This window comes from Streptomyces sp. NPDC051183, from assembly GCF_040682455.1.
In the GTDB taxonomy this organism is placed as follows: domain Bacteria; phylum Actinomycetota; class Actinomycetes; order Streptomycetales; family Streptomycetaceae; genus Streptomyces.
The window spans coordinates 13,857-29,411 of sequence record NZ_JBFBBA010000020.1; the positions used below are offsets into that span (position 1 = coordinate 13,857).

Sequence of the window (15,555 nt, forward strand, 5' to 3'; positions counted from 1 at the left end):
CGCCGACCATGACAGAAGCCGCCCCTGACCTGGAGATCCGCCCGGCCGGCGAGGCCGACCTGCCCGCGATCGTGGCCATGCTCACCGACGACCCGCTGGGGGCCACCCGTGAGTCCCCGGACGACCTCACCCCGTACACCGAGGCCCTCAAACGCCTGACCGACGATCCGCATCAGCACCTGGTCGTCGCCGTCCGCGGGGGGCGTGTCGTCGGCACCCTCCAGCTCACGATCGTCCCCGGTCTCTCCCGCAAGGGAGCCATCCGCTCGATCATCGAGGCGGTCCGCATCCACGCCGACGAGCGCGGCAGCGGCCTGGGCACCCGGTTCATCGAGTGGGCCATCGAGCAGTCCCGCGCCGAGAACTGCCAACTCGTGCAGCTCACCTCGGACGTGACCCGCACCGACGCCCACCGCTTCTACGAGAGGCTCGGCTTCACCGCCTCCCACGTGGGGTTCAAGCTTCAGCTCTGACCGGCCGGGAAACCGGACGCGAAAGGCCGGGACGCTGCGTGCGTCCCGGCCTACGATCGGGAGGATGAGCAGCCTTCCCCTCATCACCACCGCGGAGCGCCGCCACCGGCTCGGCCGCAGGCACCGCCTGGCGCCCTCGGCCCGCGCCGCCGGGGTGGCCGAGGCTGCGGACTCCGTCGTCGCCCTGCACGCCACCGACGCTGCGACCGTCTTCCTTTCGGCACGCGCCCGGCTGGCCGAGAGCGAACCCGCCACGATCGAGCACGCGCTCTACGGAGACGTCAGCCTCGTCCGGCTGCTGAGCATGCGCAACACGCTCTTCGCCGTCTCCGCCGAACTCGCCCCGCACGTGGACGCGTCCACCGCCCGGGGTATCGCGGTGAAGGAGCGGCGCACCCTCCTCAAGCACCTCGCCGAGGACGGCCAGGGCCTCGATGCCGCCTGGCTGGCCGATGCCGAAGCCGCCGCGCTCGACGCCCTCGACCACAGCGGCCCCCGCACGGGCAGCCAGCTCTCCGCCGCCGTCCCGGCCCTGCGCCGGAAGATCACCATCGGCCGCGGCAAGAAGTACGAGACGCAGACCGGCGTCGCCACCCGGGTCATCCGGCTGCTCGCCGCCGACGGGCGGATCCGCCGGGACCGGCCGCGCGGTTCGTGGACCTCCAGCCAGTACCGCTGGGTCCACACCGAGCCCTGGCCGCCTGTGCCCGTGGCCGAGGCCCGGGCCGAGGTCGCCCGCCGCTGGCTCCACGCGTACGGGCCGGCCACCGAGGCCGACCTCAAATGGTGGACCGGCTGGACCCTCACCGACGTACGCAAGGCCCTCGCCGCCGTCGGCCCCGAGCAGGTGCGGCTCGACGACGGCACCATCGCCCTCGTCGGCCCCGGGGACACCGCGCCGGAACCCGCCCCCGAGCCCTGGGCCGCCCTGCTGCCGGGCCTCGACCCGAGCGGCATGGGGTGGGCCGACCGCGGCTTCCACCTCGACCCCGCCCACCGGTCCGCCCTCTTCGACTACGCCGGCAACATCGGGCCCACCGTCTGGTGGAACGGCGAGATCGTCGGCGGCTGGGCCCAGCGCGCCGACGGCGCCGTCGTGCACCGCCTGCTGGGCAGCCCCGGCCGCGCTGCCGAGAGGGCGATCTCCGCCGAGGCGGACCGGCTCGCGGAGTGGATCGCGGACGCGCGCATCACCCCGCGCTTCCGCACTCCGCTGGAGCGCGAACTCGTGGCCTAGGACCGCGCGCGAGTGTCAGCCGATGCCCCGCCAGCCCTGCGGATCCACCCCGCCGGGCACCGGGGCCCGGGTGTCGTACGGCTCCCGCGTGAACACGAACGAGGCGAGGTCGAGGTGGCTCACCGAGCCGTCCGGCCGTCGCACCGCCCGCAGCGACTCCCCCGCGTAGTAGCCGGTCAGGCCGCTGCAGCTGCCGTCCGGCTCCGCCCGGAACCTGGCCGCACGTCCCGTCGCGCCCAGCGGGCCCAGCTCCAGCAGGCCCTCCGCGGTCAGCCGGAGGGCGTACGCGCCCGTGCCCCAGTACCAGGGCCCGCACAGCTCCAGCGCCACCGGATCGGCCTCCCGGAACGGCCGCCACGGCCGCGGGAAGGGCGGCTCCGCGTCGGCCACGATCCCCACCAGGTCCGCGGCCACCGCCCCGGCCGGCAGCCCCGAGGTGCAGTTCGCCAGCACCACGGCCGCCACGTCGTCCGTCTCGCTCAGCCACAGTCCTGCGACGAAGCCGGGCAGCGAGCCGGTGTGCCCGGCGAGGTGGCGCCCGGCGCTGTTCAGCAGCTGCACTCCGAGTCCGTACCCGCCCTCGGCGAGGCCCGGCTCCGGGGGAGCGGCCGGCGTGCGCATCTCCCGTACCGTGTCGGCGCTCAGCACCCGCTCGTCACCGCGTAGGAGGAAGGCCGCGAACCGCGCCAGGTCCGCGGTCGTGGACCACAGCTGACCGGCGGCCGCCATCAGCCCCAGGTCCTCCAGCGGCTCCGGCATCATGACGTCGGCCCACGGGTGCACAGCCCATCCCCCGGCGTGCGGGGCCTGCGGCTGCGCGCTCGTGCGGTCCAGCCCCAGCGGCTCCAGGATCTCGGCCCGCAGCACCTCTTCCCAGGGCTTGCCGCGCACGGCCTCCACGAGCGAACCCAGCAGCGTGTAGCCCGGGTTGGAGTAGTGGTGCCGGCGTCCGGGCTCGTGACGGAAGGGCTCCTCGCCCAGTACGTCCGAGAGTTCCGGCCGCAGCGTCGCCGACGAACGCTCCCACCACTCACCCGGCGTCTCCGCCGCCAAGCCGCCGGTGTGGGCCAGCAGCTGACCGACGGTCACCTCACCCACGCCCGCCCCGGGCAGGAACTTCTCCACCGGATCCCCGAGCCCCAGCAGCCCCTCGTCCCGCAGCCGCAACACCAGAACGGCCGTGAAGGTCTTGGTGATCGAGCCGATCCGGTACTGCACGTTCCCGTCGGGTCCGTGCCCTTCGACGGAGGTCCGCGAGCCCTCCCACACCACTGCGCCGTCGCGCACCACGGCCGCCACCACCGACGGGGCCCGCCCGTCGCTCTGGGCAATGGCGATCCGGCGCCTCAGCGCGCGCCGGGTTGCAGGGAGCAGTTCCAGGTCTTCAGACACGGCATCCATGATCGGATGCTACGTGTTGGCCATGTCCACGAACCGCGAATAATGGCCCTGGAAAGCGACGGTGATCGTCGCCGTTGGGCCGTTACGGTGCTTCGCCACGATCAGGTCGGCCTCGCCCGCACGGGGCGACTCCTTCTCGTACGCGTCCTCGCGGTGGAGCAGGATCACCATGTCGGCGTCCTGCTCGATGGAGCCGGACTCACGCAGGTCGGAGACCATCGGCTTCTTGTCGGTGCGCTGCTCGGGGCCACGGTTCAGCTGGGACAGGGCGATCACCGGGACCTCGAGCTCCTTCGCCAGCAGCTTGAGGTTTCGCGACATGTCCGAGACCTCCTGCTGGCGGCTCTCGGGACGGCGGGAGCCGCCCGACTGCATCAGCTGGAGGTAGTCGATGACGACGAGCGAGAGGTCGTTGCGCTGCTTGAGCCGACGGCACTTCGCACGGATCTCCATCATCGACAGGTTGGGGGAGTCGTCGATGTAGAGGGGGGCGGCGGAGACGTCCGGCATCCGGCGGGCCAGCCGGGTCCAGTCGTCGTCGGTCATCGTGCCGGAGCGCATGTGGTGCAGCGCCACGCGGGCCTCCGCCGAGAGCAGGCGCATCGCGATCTCGTTGCGGCCCATTTCGAGGGAGAAGATGACGCTCGGGAGGTTGCTCTTGATGGAGCAGGCCCGGGCGAAGTCCAGCGCGAGCGTGGACTTACCCATGGCGGGGCGGGCCGCGATGACGATCATCTGGCCGGGGTGGAGGCCGTTGGTCAGCGAGTCGAGGTCGGTGAAGCCCGTCGGGACGCCGGACATCTGGCCGCTGCGCGACCCGATCGCCTCGATCTCGTCGAGGGCGCCCTCCATGATGTCGCCCAGCGGCAGGTAGTCCTCGGAGGTGCGCTGCTCGGTGACGGCGTAGATCTCCGCCTGGGCGCTGTTGACGATCTCGTCGACGTCGCCGTCCGCGGCGTAACCCATCTGCGTGATCTTCGTGCCCGCGGCCACCAGGCGGCGCAGGACCGCCCGCTCGTGGACGATCTCGGCGTAGTACTCGGCATTCGCCGCGGTGGGGACCGACTGCACGAGCGTGTGCAGGTACGAGGCCCCGCCCACCTTGCTGATCTCGCCGCGCCGGGTCAGCTCGGCGCCCACGGTGATCGGGTCGGCAGGCTCGCCCTTGGCGTACAGGTCGAGGATGGCCTGGTAGATCGTCTCGTGCGAGGGCCGGTAGAAGTCGTGGCCCTTCAGCACCTCGACCACGTCGGCGATGGCGTCCTTGGACAGCAGCATGCCGCCGAGCACCGACTGCTCGGCATCGAGGTCCTGCGGCGGGACGCGCTCGAAGCCGCCCCCACCGCCGTCCCAGGAGCCGCCCTCACGGCCTCGGTCGTGCTGTTCGTCCCCGCGGCCCCGGCCCTCGCCCCCACGGCGTGGACGGGCGGGCAGACGGTCTCCCGGACCGCTGTCGGCCCAGGGGTCGTCCATGGGCTCGGGCATGCTCACCGGGCCGCCTCCTCCCGTCCGCAACGCGGACCTCGCCGTGTCACTCTTTCTACGACACGGCTCTGACATTTGGGGCACCCGAATCCGCCGTCGGCGAGTCGGGCAACGAACAACGGTAGGCCCGCGAGCGGCGTCAGCCAATCTTGTTATCCACAGGCTGTGTGGATGAGATGTGGACGACGGCGCCAATGCTGTGGGTAAGTCCCCGGAAGCTGTGCACGGACCGGGGGACGACGCTGTGGACAAAATCACCCGACCCACCCCGTTACCCCACCTGACCTGCAATTTCTCTCTCCACGGGCTGTGGGGGAGAAAAATATTCGCCACTGTCTCAAGATCGCCACCAATGAGGTGCGGAGAACGCCCAAGTCAACGCATTGGTAAGGATCCAATGACCCTTGCGTCTATTACCTGTGGAAGATTAGATTGAGCCCATGACACAGGCCCCCGCAGCGCCGAAGGCTGCCCCGAGACGGCACGACCGAGAGATCTTCGCACTCGCCGTACCCGCCTTCGGCGCACTCGTCGCCGAACCCCTTTTCGTGATGGCCGACAGCGCCATCGTGGGACACCTCGGCACGCCCCAGCTGGCCGGCCTCGGCATCGCCGCTGCACTGCTCACCACCGCCGTGAGCGTCTTCGTCTTCCTCGCCTACGCCACCACCGCGGCCGTAGCCCGCCGTGTCGGCGCAGGCGATCTGCAGGCGGCCATCCGGCAGGGCATGGACGGCATCTGGCTCGCCCTGCTCCTCGGCGCCGCCGTCATCGCCGTCGTCCTGCCCACGGCGCCCTGGCTGATCTCCCTCTTCGGGGCCTCCGACACCGTCGCGCCGTACGCGATCACCTACCTGCGCATCTCCGCCCTGGGCATCCCGGCCATGCTGGTGGTGCTCGCCGCCACCGGAGTCATCCGCGGCCTCCAGGACACCCGGACCCCGCTCTACGTCGCCGTCGGCGGCTTCGCACTCAACGCGGGCCTCAACGCCGCCCTCGTCTACGGCGCTGGCCTCGGCATCGCCGGATCCGCATGGGGCACGGTGATCGCCCAGTGCGCCATGGCCGCCGCCTACCTGATCGTGGTCGTTCGCGGTGCCCGACGGCACGGCGCATCGCTGCGCCCCGATGCCACCGGGATCCGGGCCTGCGCCCAGGCCGGCGTGCCGTTGCTGGTCCGCACCCTGTCCCTGCGGGCCGTCCTGATGATCGCGACAGCCGTTGCCGCCCGGCTCGGCGACGCCGATATCGCCGCCCACCAGGTCCTGCTCTCGCTGTGGAGCCTGCTGGCCTTCGCCCTGGACGCCATCGCCATCGCCGGGCAGGCCATCATCGGTCGTTACCTGGGCGCCGGCGACACCGAGGGTGCGAAGGCCGTCTGCCGCCGCATGGTGCAGTGGGGGATCGCCTCCGGCGTGGTCCTGGGCATCCTGGTGATCGCGGCCCGTCCGCTGTTCGTCCCGCTGTTCACCAGCGACCCGGCGGTCGAGGACGCCATCCTGCCCGCCCTGCTCGTAGTGGCCCTCTCCCAGCCGGTTTCCGGCATCGTCTTCGTGCTCGACGGGGTCCTGATGGGCGCGGGAGACGGCCGCTACCTGGCCTGGGCGATGCTGCTGACCCTCGCGGTGTTCACCCCGGCCGCGCTGCTCGTCCCGGCCGTCGGCGGCGGCCTGACCACGCTGTGGTGGGCCATGACGCTGATGATGCTGGTCCGGATGGTCACCCTCCAGCTACGCGCCCGATCGGGCCGCTGGCTGGTCGCGGGGGCCACCCGCTGATCCTCTGTTTCACGTGAAACATCGCGAGAGCGCCAGGAAGGCCCCGATGTTTCACGTGAAACATCGCCTGCCTCATCCCGAGCCGCCCCCGCCCCACCGCGTCCGGGAACGACGAAGGGCCGCACCCCACAGGGGTGCGGCCCTTCATGCGCAGCCCTTAGGCGGCGACGACCTCGATGCCCACGTTCGCGGCCACGTCGGCGTGCAGACGCACGGAGACCTGGTACGAACCGAGGGTCTTGATCGGCGAGCCCAGCTCAACGCGGCGCTTGTCGACCTTCGGGCCACCGGAAGCCTCGATCGCCGTGGCGATGTCGGACGGGGTGACGGAACCGAAGAGACGACCGGCGTCACCCGCGCGGGTGGCCAGACGAACCTTCACGCCCTCGAGCTTGGCCTTGACCTCGTTGGCCTGCTCGATGGTCGCGATCTCGTGGATCTTGCGGGCGCGGCGGATCTGCGCCACGTCCTTCTCGCCACCCTTGGTCCAGCGGATCGCGAAACCACGCGGGACCAGGTAGTTGCGAGCGTAACCGTCCTTGACGTCGACGACATCGCCGGCGGTACCGAGGCCAGAGACCTCGTGGGTCAGGATGATCTTCATTAGTCGGTCACCCTTTCCTTATCGCGCGGTGGACGTGTAGGGCAGCAGCGCCATCTCACGGCTGTTCTTCACGGCCGTGGCGACGTCACGCTGGTGCTGCGTGCAGTTGCCGGTAACGCGGCGGGCACGGATCTTGCCGCGGTCGGAAATGAACTTCCGCAGCATGTTCGTGTCCTTGTAGTCCACGTACGCGGTCTTGTCCTTGCAGAACGCGCAGACCTTCTTCTTAGGCTTGCGCACAGGCGGCTTCGCCATTGTGTCTCTCCTGTGTGATCAAGAAGTGGGGATGCGAGCTGCCCTAGAAGGGCGGCTCGTCCGAGTAGCCACCGCCGGAGCCGCCGGAGCTTCCGCCCCAGCCGCCCCCGCCGCCGCCCTGCTGCTGCTGGCCGCCGGCCGGCGCGCTGGACGCCCACGGGTCGTCGGAGGGGCCTCCGCCGCCCTGCGGGGCGCCGCCACCGGGGGCTCCGCCCCAGTTGCCACCGCCGCCGCCCTGCTGCTGCTGACCGCCGCCGCCGTATCCACCCTGGCCACCGCGACCGGTGGTCTTGGCGACCTTGGCCGTGGCGTTCTTCAGGCTGGGGCCGACTTCCTCGACGTCCAGCTCGTAGACCGTGCGCTTGACACCCTCACGGTCCTCGTACGACCGCTGCCTCAGCCGGCCCTGCACGATGACGCGCATGCCCCGCTGGAGGGACTCGGCGACGTTCTCAGCCGCCTGCCGCCACACCGAGCAGGTCAGGAACAGGCTTTCGCCGTCCTTCCACTCATTGGTCTGACGGTCGAAGGTGCGGGGGGTGGACGCGACACGGAACTTCGCGACCGCCGCACCCGAGGGGGTGAAGCGCAGCTCGGGGTCGTCGACGAGATTGCCGACGACCGTGATGACGGTCTCGCCTGCCATGGATGAACCTCTCGGCGGGGATTTGCTGCTGGGCTGCTGTGCTACTCGATCCCGATTACCGCTGAACCGAAGTTCAGTGGGTCTCGGGGCGAAGGACCTTGGTCCGGAGAACCGACTCGTTCAGGTTCATCTGTCGGTCAAGCTCCTTGACGACCGCAGGCTCGGCCTGAAGGTCGATGACCGAGTAGATGCCCTCAGGCTTCTTCTTGATCTCGTAAGCGAGACGACGACGGCCCCAGGTGTCGACCTTCTCGACCTTTCCGTTGCCCTCACGGACGACAGAAAGGAAGTTCTCGATCAGCGGGGAGACAGCGCGCTCCTCGAGATCGGGGTCGAGGATGACCATCACTTCGTAGTGACGCATGTGGAACCCACCTCCTTTGGACTCAGCGGCCACGGTCGTTCCGTGGCAGGAGGGTCGTGATGCGTGCGCACGGTGTCCGAGAGCAGACACCGCGCAGCTGTACAGACTACCTCCTCGACTCCTTCCGGTTGAAATCCGGCACCAGGAGGCCACAATCTGTATCCATCGGGTGTGCTCGGTGCTATGCCCCCGGCCCCTGCCGAGGGCGGCCCCGCTGCACCGCTCTGCTTCAGCCAGGAGGTGCCTTCCGATGGCACAGGCAATGCGACGCCAGACCTCACCCCCGTCGATCTCCCTCTTCTCGACCGACGGCAAGCCCCACCCGCTGCAGGACACCCTGGTGGCGGTCACCCTGGTCCTGGGCGCCGTGGCGTTCATCACGGCGTTCTTCCACCATCTGCACCTGCTCAGCTCGTGGACCGGGCTGATCGGGATCCTGACCGGTGCCTACGGGCAGTTCATCTCCGCCACGACGCGCGAGCGCTTCGCGCTGATCATCGGGCTGGGTGCCTCGGCCATCGGGTTCTTCCTCGGCATGGCCCACGGCGGCCTCTTCGGCGGCTGGCTGGGCTGACCGGGGTACCTCCTCGACAGGGCGCCGGCCTCCCTCCGGCCCAGGCCCGGCCTGTCCCCCAGATGGGTGGCGCCCTTGTCGCAGTAGGCTTCGCGCCATAGCCAGCGAAGCCGCCGGAGGAGACGCCCCGCATGAGCCTGTCCCTGAGGACCATCAGCCGAGAGCAGCATCTGGGTTACCTCCAGAGCCTGCCCTCGGCTAGCCACTGCCAGGTCCCGGCGTGGGCCGACGTGAAGAACGAGTGGCGTTCCGAGAACCTCGGCTGGTTCGACAAATCCGGCGAACTCGTCGGTGCTGCCCTCGTGTTGTACCGGCAGCTGCCCAAGGTGAAGCGGTACCTCGCGTACCTCCCCGAGGGCCCGGTCATCAACTGGTACGCCCCCAATCTGGAGGAGTGGCTCCAGCCGATGCTGGCGCACCTCAAGCAGCAGGGCGCCTTCACCGTGAAGATGGGCCCGCCCGTCGTCATCCGCCGCTGGAACTCCACCGCCATCAAGGCCGGAATCCAGGACCCGGAGGTCAAGCGCCTGCGTGACGTGGAGGCTTCGCACATCGAGCCCCGCGCCTTCGAGGTGTCCGACAAGCTGCGCCGCATGGGGTGGCAGCAGGGCGAGGACGGCGGCGCCGGCTTCGGCGACGTACAGCCCCGCTACGTCTTCCAGGTGCCGCTGGCCAACCGGTCGCTGGACGACGTCCTCAAGGGCTTCAACCAGCTGTGGCGCCGCAACATCAAGAAGGCCGAGAAGGCCGGCGTCGAGGTCGTCCAGGGCGGTTACGAGGATCTTGAGACCTGGCAGCACCTGTACGAGATCACGGCCGAGCGCGACAAGTTCCGCCCGCGCCCGCTCAGCTACTTCCAGCGCCAGTGGACGGCCCTCAACTCCGAGGACCCCAACCGGATGCGGCTGTACATCGCCAAGCACGAGGGGGAGCCGCTGGCCGCCGCCACGATGCTCACCGTCGGCCAGCACGTCTGGTACTCGTACGGGGCCTCCGCCAACCACAAGCGCGAGGTGCGGCCCTCGAACGCCATGCAGTGGCGCATGCTGCGCGACTCGTACGCGCTGGGCGCCAGCGTCTACGACCTGCGCGGCATCAGTGACACCCTGGACGAGAACGACCACCTGTTCGGCCTGATCCAGTTCAAGGTCGGTACGGGCGGCGAGGCCGTCGAGTACGTCGGCGAGTGGGACTTCCCACTCAACAAGCTGCTGCACAAGGCGCTCGACATCTACATGTCGCGTCGCTGACCCACCCCGCCCCACCCAGACACACCCACCGCTGCACCACGCAGCTTTCCGAGAGAGGCTCCGGACGGGCATGGCGCTCACGCTCTACGTCGACACCGCGCGCTGGCGTGCGCACCAGAAGCAGATCCAGGACCAGTTCCCCGGGCTGATCCCGGTCTGCAAGGGCAACGGCTACGGCTTCGGCCACGAGCGGCTGTGCGAGGAGGCGACCCGGATGGGCGCCGACATCCTGGCCGTCGGGACGACGTACGAGGCCGCCAGCATCAAGGACTGGTTCGGCGGCGACCTGCTCGTCCTCACCCCGTTCCGGCGGGGCGAGGACCCGGTCCCGCTGCCCGACCGGGTCATCCGCTCGGTGTCCTCCGTGGACGGGGTCCGCGGCCTGGTCGGCGCCCGGGTGGTCATCGAGTGCATGAGCTCGATGCGCCGTCACGGCATCTCCGAGCAGGACCTGGGTCAGCTCCACGCGGCGATCGAGGACGTCCGCCTGGAGGGCTTCGCCCTGCACCTTCCGCTGGACCGCCCGGACGGCTCGGACGCCGTCGAGGAGGTCATCGGGTGGATGGACCGGCTGCGCGCGGCCCGGCTGCCGCTGCACACCATGTTCGTCAGCCACCTGAAGGCCACGGAGCTCGCCCGGCTCCAGCAGCAGTTCCCGCAGACCCGCTTCCGGGCCCGCATCGGCACCCGGCTGTGGCTGGGCGACCACGAGGCGACCGAGTACCGCGGCGCGGTCCTCGACGTCACGCGCGTCGCCAAGGGCGACCGGTTCGGCTACCGCCAGCAGAAGGCGGCCTCGGACGGCTGGCTGGTCGTGGTCGCGGGCGGTACCTCGCACGGAGTGGGCCTGGAGGCCCCCAAGGCCCTGCACGGGGTGATGCCGCGCGCCAAGGGCGTCGCACGGGCGGGCCTGGCCACCGTCAACCGGAACCTTTCGCCGTTCGTGTGGGCGGGCAAGCAGCGCTGGTTCGCCGAGCCCCCGCACATGCAGGTGTCGATCCTGTTCGTGCCCTCGGACGCGACCGAGCCGAAGGTCGGCGACGAGCTGGTGGCGCACCTGCGCCACACCACCACGCAGTTCGACCGGGTGCTCGACGCCTGAGCCGTCAGTCCTTGGGGGGCATGCCCCAGTCGACCCGCTGTCCCTCCGAGGGCGCCGCCTCCTGCGGCGCCCTCGCGGCGTGTGAGAGCACGAACACGTCGGCGGCCCCGTCCAGGACCCCGCCCGAGGGGTCGTCCGAGCCGTCGCGGCGTACGACGTCCCGCTCGGGCATCAGGATGTCGCGGACGACGACCGCGCACAGGTAGACGGTGGCGAGCAGGTGGGCGGCGATCGCCAGCTGGTAGCCCTCCACCGGCAGGCCCTGGTGCTTGTCCCCGCTGGTCGTGTACGCGAGGTAGAACCAGATCCCGAGGAAGTACAGGACCTCGCCGGCCTGCCAGACGAGGAAGTCCCGCCAGCGCGGCCGGGCCAGCGCGGCGAGCGGGATGAGCCACAGCACGTACTGCGGGGAGTAGACCTTGTTGGCCAGGATGAAGGCGGCGACGACCAGGAAGGCCAGCTGCGCGAAGCGCGGCCGCCTCGGGGCCGTCAGCGTGAGCACCCCGATGCCCGCGCACAGCAGGACCGTCAGCCCCGTCGCGTAGGTGTTGGCGCCCTCCAGGGGGTTCCCGGTGCGCTGGGAGATCAGCAGCCAGACGGAGCCGAAGTCGATGGGCCGTTCCTGGCTGAAGGTGTAGAACTTCGTCCAGCCGTCCCAGGCGCCGGCCATGACGGGCACGTTCACCAGGAGCCAGGAGCCGGCGGCGCCGAGCGTCGCGATGCCGAACTCGCGCCACTTGCCGGCCCGCCAGCAGAGCACGAACAGCGCCCCGAGGAGCAGTACGGGGTAGAGCTTGGCCGCGGTGGCCAGTCCGATCAGGATGCCGAAGGCCAGCGCGCGGCCGCGGGACCACATCAGCATCGCGGCGGCCGTGAGGGCGATGGCGAGCAGGTCCCAGTTGATCGTCGCGGTGAGCGCGAAGGCGGGCGCGAGAGCGAAGAGCAGGGCGTCCCAGGGCCGGCGGTGGTGGGTGCGGGCGACGCACACGGCGATGACCGCGGCGCAGACCATCAGCATGCCGGCGTTGACCATCCAGTACATCTGCTCGCGGTGCTGCATGGTGCCGCCGCCCGGGGTGAGCCAGGACGCGATCTCCATGAAGAGGCCGGTGAGCACCGGGTACTCGAGGTACTGCATGTCGCCGGGGAGCTTGTCGAAGTACGGCACGAGGCCGTCGGCGAAGCCGCGTACGACGTAGAGGTGCGGGATGTCGGAGTAGCAGGCGTGCGTGTACTGCGAGCCGGCTCCCCGGAACCACGCCCAGTCGTAGCAGGGCAGCTTCTGCACCATGCCGAGGGCGAACATCCCGAGGGCGACGAGCACGACGACGCGCACCGGGGTCAGCCAGTGGCCGCCCAGCCTTGCGTGGCGGCCGAGCGGGCCGCCGATGAGCTCGCTGCCTGCCGCGGCGACCTCGTCCTGCTGGGTGGGCAGTACGGGCCGGTCCTCGTGCACCTTCGTCATGCGCTCATCCTGCCGTACGGCGCCGGACATGCGGGAGGGCCGCCGCACCAGGGGTGCGACGGCCCTCGTCAGCGTGGAGCGGTCAGCCGGGTCAGCCGGCCGTGCCGCCGGCCGGGAAGCCGGTGACTCCGCCGCGGCCGCCGGGTTTGCTCGTGGACGTCGACGGCGACGGCGATGTGGAGGCCCCGCCGTTCGAGGTGCCGGTGCTGGTGCCCCCGGTGGTGTCCGGGTCGCAGTACAGCTCCCACGGCTTGCAGGACGGCTTGCCGCCCTTCGACGGGGTCGGGGACGCCGGGGGCTCGGAGCTCGGCGGCGGGGTCACCATCGAAGCGCTGGGCGAGGGGGACGTCGACGGGGTCGGGGAGGGGGCGCCGGAGGCGTCCGCAGTGACACCGATCTTGTCGGGCTCGGGGAAGTCCTTCTCGGGGACGCCGTTGAGCGCGTCCTTCATGTACTTGGTCCAGATCTCCGCCGGAATGTCACCACCGTGGAGGGAGGGGATGTCGCCAACGCCCTTCATGGAGAGGAGTTCCTTCTTCTCCGCGTTGGGGTCCGAACGGAACAGGGCCACGGACGTGGACAGCTCGGGCGTGTAGCCGACGAACCAGGCCGACTTGTTGTCGTCCGTGGTACCGGTCTTGCCGGCGGCGGGGCGGCCCAGCTTCATGGCCTTCTTGCCGGTGCCGTTCTCGACGACGTTGCGCAGGACCTTGGTGATGTTGTCCGCGATGGAGTTGTCCATGGCCTGCTGCGCCTTGGGGGCCTCGAAGCCGGCCAGGTCCTTGCCGTCCTTCTGGACGCTGCGCACCGAGTACGGCTCGTGGTGGGTGCCGGAGGCGGCGAAGGTGGCGTACGAATCGGCCATCCGGATGGCACTGGGGGTCGAGGTGCCCAGCGCGAAGGAGGCGTTGTCGCTCGGGTCGAAGGACTCCGGGAGGATGCCGGTGGCCTGGGCGACGCCCTTCACCTTGCTGTGGCCGACGTCGAAGATGAGCTGGGCGAAGGGGACGTTGATGGACTTCTCCATCGCCTCGTTCAGCGTCACGTAGCCGTAGGCGGTCGGGCTCTCGTTCTTCTGCTTGAACGGCTTGCCCGACCCGTCGCGCAGCGGCTTGCCCTCACGGTTGTTGATCACCGTGAGGTCGTTGGCCATGTACTTGCTGTCGGCAGAGATCCCCGAGCCGTTGGAGTTCTGGGTGCCGTACTGCATGGCTGCCGCCAGCACGTACGGCTTCCAGGTCGAGCCGACCTGGACACCCGTGGTGTTGGCGTTGTTGGTGAAGTGCTTCTTGTCGAAGCCCGGCCCGCCGTACAGGGCGACGAGGGCGCCCGTCTTCACGTCCACGGAGGCGGCGCCGACCTGGACGAAGGTGTCGGTGTTGGGCCGCTTCTTCTCGTCGAGCAGTCCGTTGCGGGTCTCCTCGACGGCCTTGACCAGCGCGTCCACCTTCGGCTTATCGAAGGTGGTGCGGATCTGGTAGCCGCCCTTGGCCAGGTCCTCGGCGGTGAGGCCCTTGGTCTTCATCACGTAGGCCTTGGCCGTGTCGACCATGTAGCCGATCTGCCCCGACATGTTGCGGGCCTGCTCGGACTCGATGATCTTGGGGAATTCCTTGTACTGCTCACGCTCGGACTGCTGCATGCGGCCCACCGTGACCTCGCGGTCCAGCACCCAGGCCCAGCGCTGCTTGGCCCGCTCGGTGTTCAGCTGGGGAGTGGCCGCGGTGCCGATGCCGCCGTCCGGGTTGTAGAGGTTGGGGCCCTTGAGCACGGCGGCCAGGAAGGCACCCTCGGACGGGGTCAGCTCCTGGCTGTCCTTGCCGAAGTAGGCGCGGGCGGCCGCCTGGATGCCGTAGGCGTCACGCCCGTAGTACGCAGTGTTCAAGTAGCCCGCGAGGATCGTGTTCTTCTCCTCGCTGACACCGAGCTTTATCGAGATGAAGAGCTCGGTGACCTTGCGCTTGAGCGTCTGGTCCGAGTCCAGGTACGTGTTCTTCACGTACTGCTGGGTGATCGTCGAGCCGCCCTGGGTGGATCCGCCCTTGGCCATGTTCCACACGGCACGGGCGATACCCATCGGGTCGACACCCTTGTCCGACTCGAAGGACTCGTTCTCCGCCGCGATCACGGCGTTCTGCATCGACCGGGGGATCTTCCCGATGGGCACGATCTGGCGGTTCATGGACCCGCCGGTCGCGACCATCTGGGTGTCGTCGGCCCAGTAGAAGACGTTGTTCTGCGCGTGGGCCGTCTTGTTCGCGTCGGGAGTGTTCACCGAGGCGATGCCGATGCCGGCACCTGCCGTGATGATCGCGAAGAAGCCCAGGGCCGTACCGCCGACGAGCTTCCAGGACGGGACGAAGCGCTTCCAGCCGTCCTTGTCCGAGCGCGGGTAGTTGATGAGCCGCTTGTCCGGCCTGCCCGTGCCACGGCCGGCCTTGGCGGCACCCCGGCCACCGCGGCCGGCGGCAGCGCGTCGGGCCTCGGCGCGGGTGCCGTGGCCGGGCTGGTCCCCGTACGGTCCGCTGGGTGAGGCGGTCGGGACGTCGTGTCCGGACCTGCCGCCCCGGCCGGGGCGCTGCTGGGCAGCCCGGCGGGCCGCAGCGCGACCGCCGCCTTCGGGGTGCTGCGGTTTGCGTCGGTGCTCGCTCATCGAACGACTACTCCTCGGGCAGGCGAGTGGCCTGGAAGCGGCGGGTGAATTCCGGTTCCCCCGGTTTCATGGCCCACAGACTACGCACGCTCAAAACCCAATCAGTGCCGAAGTTCACCCCAAAACAGGCAACTTGCCTCGTACGAATTGGTGATGTGATGCCGGTCACCTCGCCACCACTTGTAGCCGGCGGCGGCCCGTTCTATCGTCTGGATGTATCGAGCCGATACATCAGCTCGACATAACGACTCCGAAGCGGATGAGGGGC

The 15,555-nt window shown here is 69.8% G+C and carries 14 protein-coding genes; 6 read left to right on the forward strand and 8 right to left on the reverse strand.

Annotated features, from left to right (window positions below):
• The first annotated feature begins 8 nt into the window (after positions 1-8).
• Both AB0M99_RS19085 and AB0M99_RS19090 read left to right on the forward strand, forming a co-directional pair.
• Entirely contained in the window at positions 9-473 is a 465-nt protein-coding gene (locus AB0M99_RS19085; protein ID WP_365921825.1) for a GNAT family N-acetyltransferase, read from the forward strand.
• A 64-nt stretch (positions 474-537) separates the two neighbouring features.
• Positions 538-1,710, forward strand: a complete 1,173-nt coding sequence (locus AB0M99_RS19090) for a winged helix DNA-binding domain-containing protein (RefSeq protein ID WP_365921827.1) — start codon at positions 538-540, stop codon at positions 1,708-1,710.
• 15 nt (positions 1,711-1,725) lie between these two features.
• Here AB0M99_RS19090 and AB0M99_RS19095 read toward each other — a convergent pair whose 3' ends face one another.
• Both AB0M99_RS19095 and dnaB read right to left on the reverse strand, forming a co-directional pair.
• Positions 1,726-3,111 (reverse strand): serine hydrolase domain-containing protein, encoded by a 1,386-nt coding sequence (locus AB0M99_RS19095; protein ID WP_365921829.1) that lies wholly within the window; start codon positions 3,109-3,111, stop codon positions 1,726-1,728.
• A 9-nt stretch (positions 3,112-3,120) separates the two neighbouring features.
• Positions 3,121-4,584 carry a replicative DNA helicase gene (dnaB, locus tag AB0M99_RS19100; protein WP_365922037.1) on the reverse strand — a complete coding sequence of 488 codons (1,464 nt, stop codon included), beginning with the start codon at positions 4,582-4,584 and terminating at the stop codon, positions 3,121-3,123.
• A 452-nt stretch (positions 4,585-5,036) separates the two neighbouring features.
• Here dnaB and AB0M99_RS19105 point away from each other — a divergent pair, with 452 nt between their 5' ends.
• Entirely contained in the window at positions 5,037-6,374 is a 1,338-nt protein-coding gene (locus AB0M99_RS19105) for an MATE family efflux transporter (RefSeq protein WP_365921831.1), read from the forward strand.
• A gap of 157 nt (positions 6,375-6,531) precedes the next feature.
• On the opposite strand, the gene rplI is transcribed toward AB0M99_RS19105, so the two are convergent.
• The 4 genes from rplI to rpsF all read right to left on the reverse strand — a co-directional run bounded on the left by rplI (position 6,532) and on the right by rpsF (position 8,243).
• A complete protein-coding gene (gene rplI / locus AB0M99_RS19110; RefSeq protein WP_365921833.1) occupies positions 6,532-6,978 on the reverse strand; it encodes a 50S ribosomal protein L9 in 447 nt (148 codons plus the stop codon).
• Between the two features lie 18 nt (positions 6,979-6,996).
• Positions 6,997-7,233, reverse strand: coding sequence for a 30S ribosomal protein S18 (gene rpsR / locus AB0M99_RS19115; RefSeq protein WP_005315025.1), 237 nt, complete (start codon positions 7,231-7,233; stop codon positions 6,997-6,999).
• A gap of 43 nt (positions 7,234-7,276) precedes the next feature.
• The gene (locus AB0M99_RS19120) at positions 7,277-7,879 is read right to left on the reverse strand and encodes a single-stranded DNA-binding protein (RefSeq protein WP_365921836.1); all 603 of its coding nucleotides are present in this window, start codon (positions 7,877-7,879) and stop codon (positions 7,277-7,279) included.
• Between the two features lie 73 nt (positions 7,880-7,952).
• Positions 7,953-8,243: a 30S ribosomal protein S6 gene (gene rpsF, locus AB0M99_RS19125; protein WP_004950685.1), complete on the reverse strand. Its 291-nt coding sequence runs from the start codon at positions 8,241-8,243 to the stop codon at positions 7,953-7,955.
• Positions 8,244-8,493: 250 nt separating this feature from the next.
• Between rpsF and AB0M99_RS19130 the strand changes: the two genes are divergently transcribed.
• The 3 genes from AB0M99_RS19130 (at position 8,494) to AB0M99_RS19140 (ending at position 11,169) form a co-directional block, all read left to right on the forward strand.
• Positions 8,494-8,817 carry a hypothetical protein gene (locus AB0M99_RS19130; RefSeq protein WP_365921838.1) on the forward strand — a complete coding sequence of 108 codons (324 nt, stop codon included), beginning with the start codon at positions 8,494-8,496 and terminating at the stop codon, positions 8,815-8,817.
• A 131-nt stretch (positions 8,818-8,948) separates the two neighbouring features.
• Positions 8,949-10,067 (forward strand): peptidoglycan bridge formation glycyltransferase FemA/FemB family protein, encoded by a 1,119-nt coding sequence (locus tag AB0M99_RS19135; protein WP_365921840.1) that lies wholly within the window; start codon positions 8,949-8,951, stop codon positions 10,065-10,067.
• Between the two features lie 70 nt (positions 10,068-10,137).
• On the forward strand, positions 10,138-11,169 hold the full coding sequence (locus tag AB0M99_RS19140) for an alanine racemase (protein WP_365921842.1): 1,032 nt from the start codon (positions 10,138-10,140) through the stop codon (positions 11,167-11,169).
• Between the two features lie 4 nt (positions 11,170-11,173).
• On the opposite strand, the gene AB0M99_RS19145 is transcribed toward AB0M99_RS19140, so the two are convergent.
• The gene (locus tag AB0M99_RS19145) at positions 11,174-12,634 is read right to left on the reverse strand and encodes a glycosyltransferase 87 family protein (RefSeq protein ID WP_365921844.1); all 1,461 of its coding nucleotides are present in this window, start codon (positions 12,632-12,634) and stop codon (positions 11,174-11,176) included.
• Between the two features lie 91 nt (positions 12,635-12,725).
• A complete protein-coding gene (locus AB0M99_RS19150) occupies positions 12,726-15,287 on the reverse strand; it encodes a transglycosylase domain-containing protein (RefSeq protein WP_365921846.1) in 2,562 nt (853 codons plus the stop codon).
• Positions 15,288-15,555: the final 268 nt, after the last annotated feature.

Excerpts from the sequence above, each read along its gene's own strand:
- AB0M99_RS19085 (WP_365921825.1), top strand. The coding sequence starts at position 9 with ATGACAGAAGCCGCCCCTGACCTGGAGATCCGCCCGGCCGGCGAGGCC.
- AB0M99_RS19090 (WP_365921827.1), top strand. The coding sequence starts at position 538 with ATGAGCAGCCTTCCCCTCATCACCACCGCGGAGCGCCGCCACCGGCTC.
- AB0M99_RS19095 (WP_365921829.1), bottom strand. The coding sequence starts at position 3,111 with ATGGATGCCGTGTCTGAAGACCTGGAACTGCTCCCTGCAACCCGGCGC.
- dnaB (WP_365922037.1), bottom strand. The coding sequence starts at position 4,584 with ATGGACGACCCCTGGGCCGACAGCGGTCCGGGAGACCGTCTGCCCGCC.
- AB0M99_RS19105 (WP_365921831.1), top strand. The coding sequence starts at position 5,037 with ATGACACAGGCCCCCGCAGCGCCGAAGGCTGCCCCGAGACGGCACGAC.
- rplI (WP_365921833.1), bottom strand. The coding sequence starts at position 6,978 with ATGAAGATCATCCTGACCCACGAGGTCTCTGGCCTCGGTACCGCCGGC.
- rpsR (WP_005315025.1), bottom strand. The coding sequence starts at position 7,233 with ATGGCGAAGCCGCCTGTGCGCAAGCCTAAGAAGAAGGTCTGCGCGTTC.
- AB0M99_RS19120 (WP_365921836.1), bottom strand. The coding sequence starts at position 7,879 with ATGGCAGGCGAGACCGTCATCACGGTCGTCGGCAATCTCGTCGACGAC.
- rpsF (WP_004950685.1), bottom strand. The coding sequence starts at position 8,243 with ATGCGTCACTACGAAGTGATGGTCATCCTCGACCCCGATCTCGAGGAG.
- AB0M99_RS19130 (WP_365921838.1), top strand. The coding sequence starts at position 8,494 with ATGGCACAGGCAATGCGACGCCAGACCTCACCCCCGTCGATCTCCCTC.
- AB0M99_RS19135 (WP_365921840.1), top strand. The coding sequence starts at position 8,949 with ATGAGCCTGTCCCTGAGGACCATCAGCCGAGAGCAGCATCTGGGTTAC.
- AB0M99_RS19140 (WP_365921842.1), top strand. The coding sequence starts at position 10,138 with ATGGCGCTCACGCTCTACGTCGACACCGCGCGCTGGCGTGCGCACCAG.
- AB0M99_RS19145 (WP_365921844.1), bottom strand. The coding sequence starts at position 12,634 with ATGACGAAGGTGCACGAGGACCGGCCCGTACTGCCCACCCAGCAGGAC.
- AB0M99_RS19150 (WP_365921846.1), bottom strand. The coding sequence starts at position 15,287 with ATGAGCGAGCACCGACGCAAACCGCAGCACCCCGAAGGCGGCGGTCGC.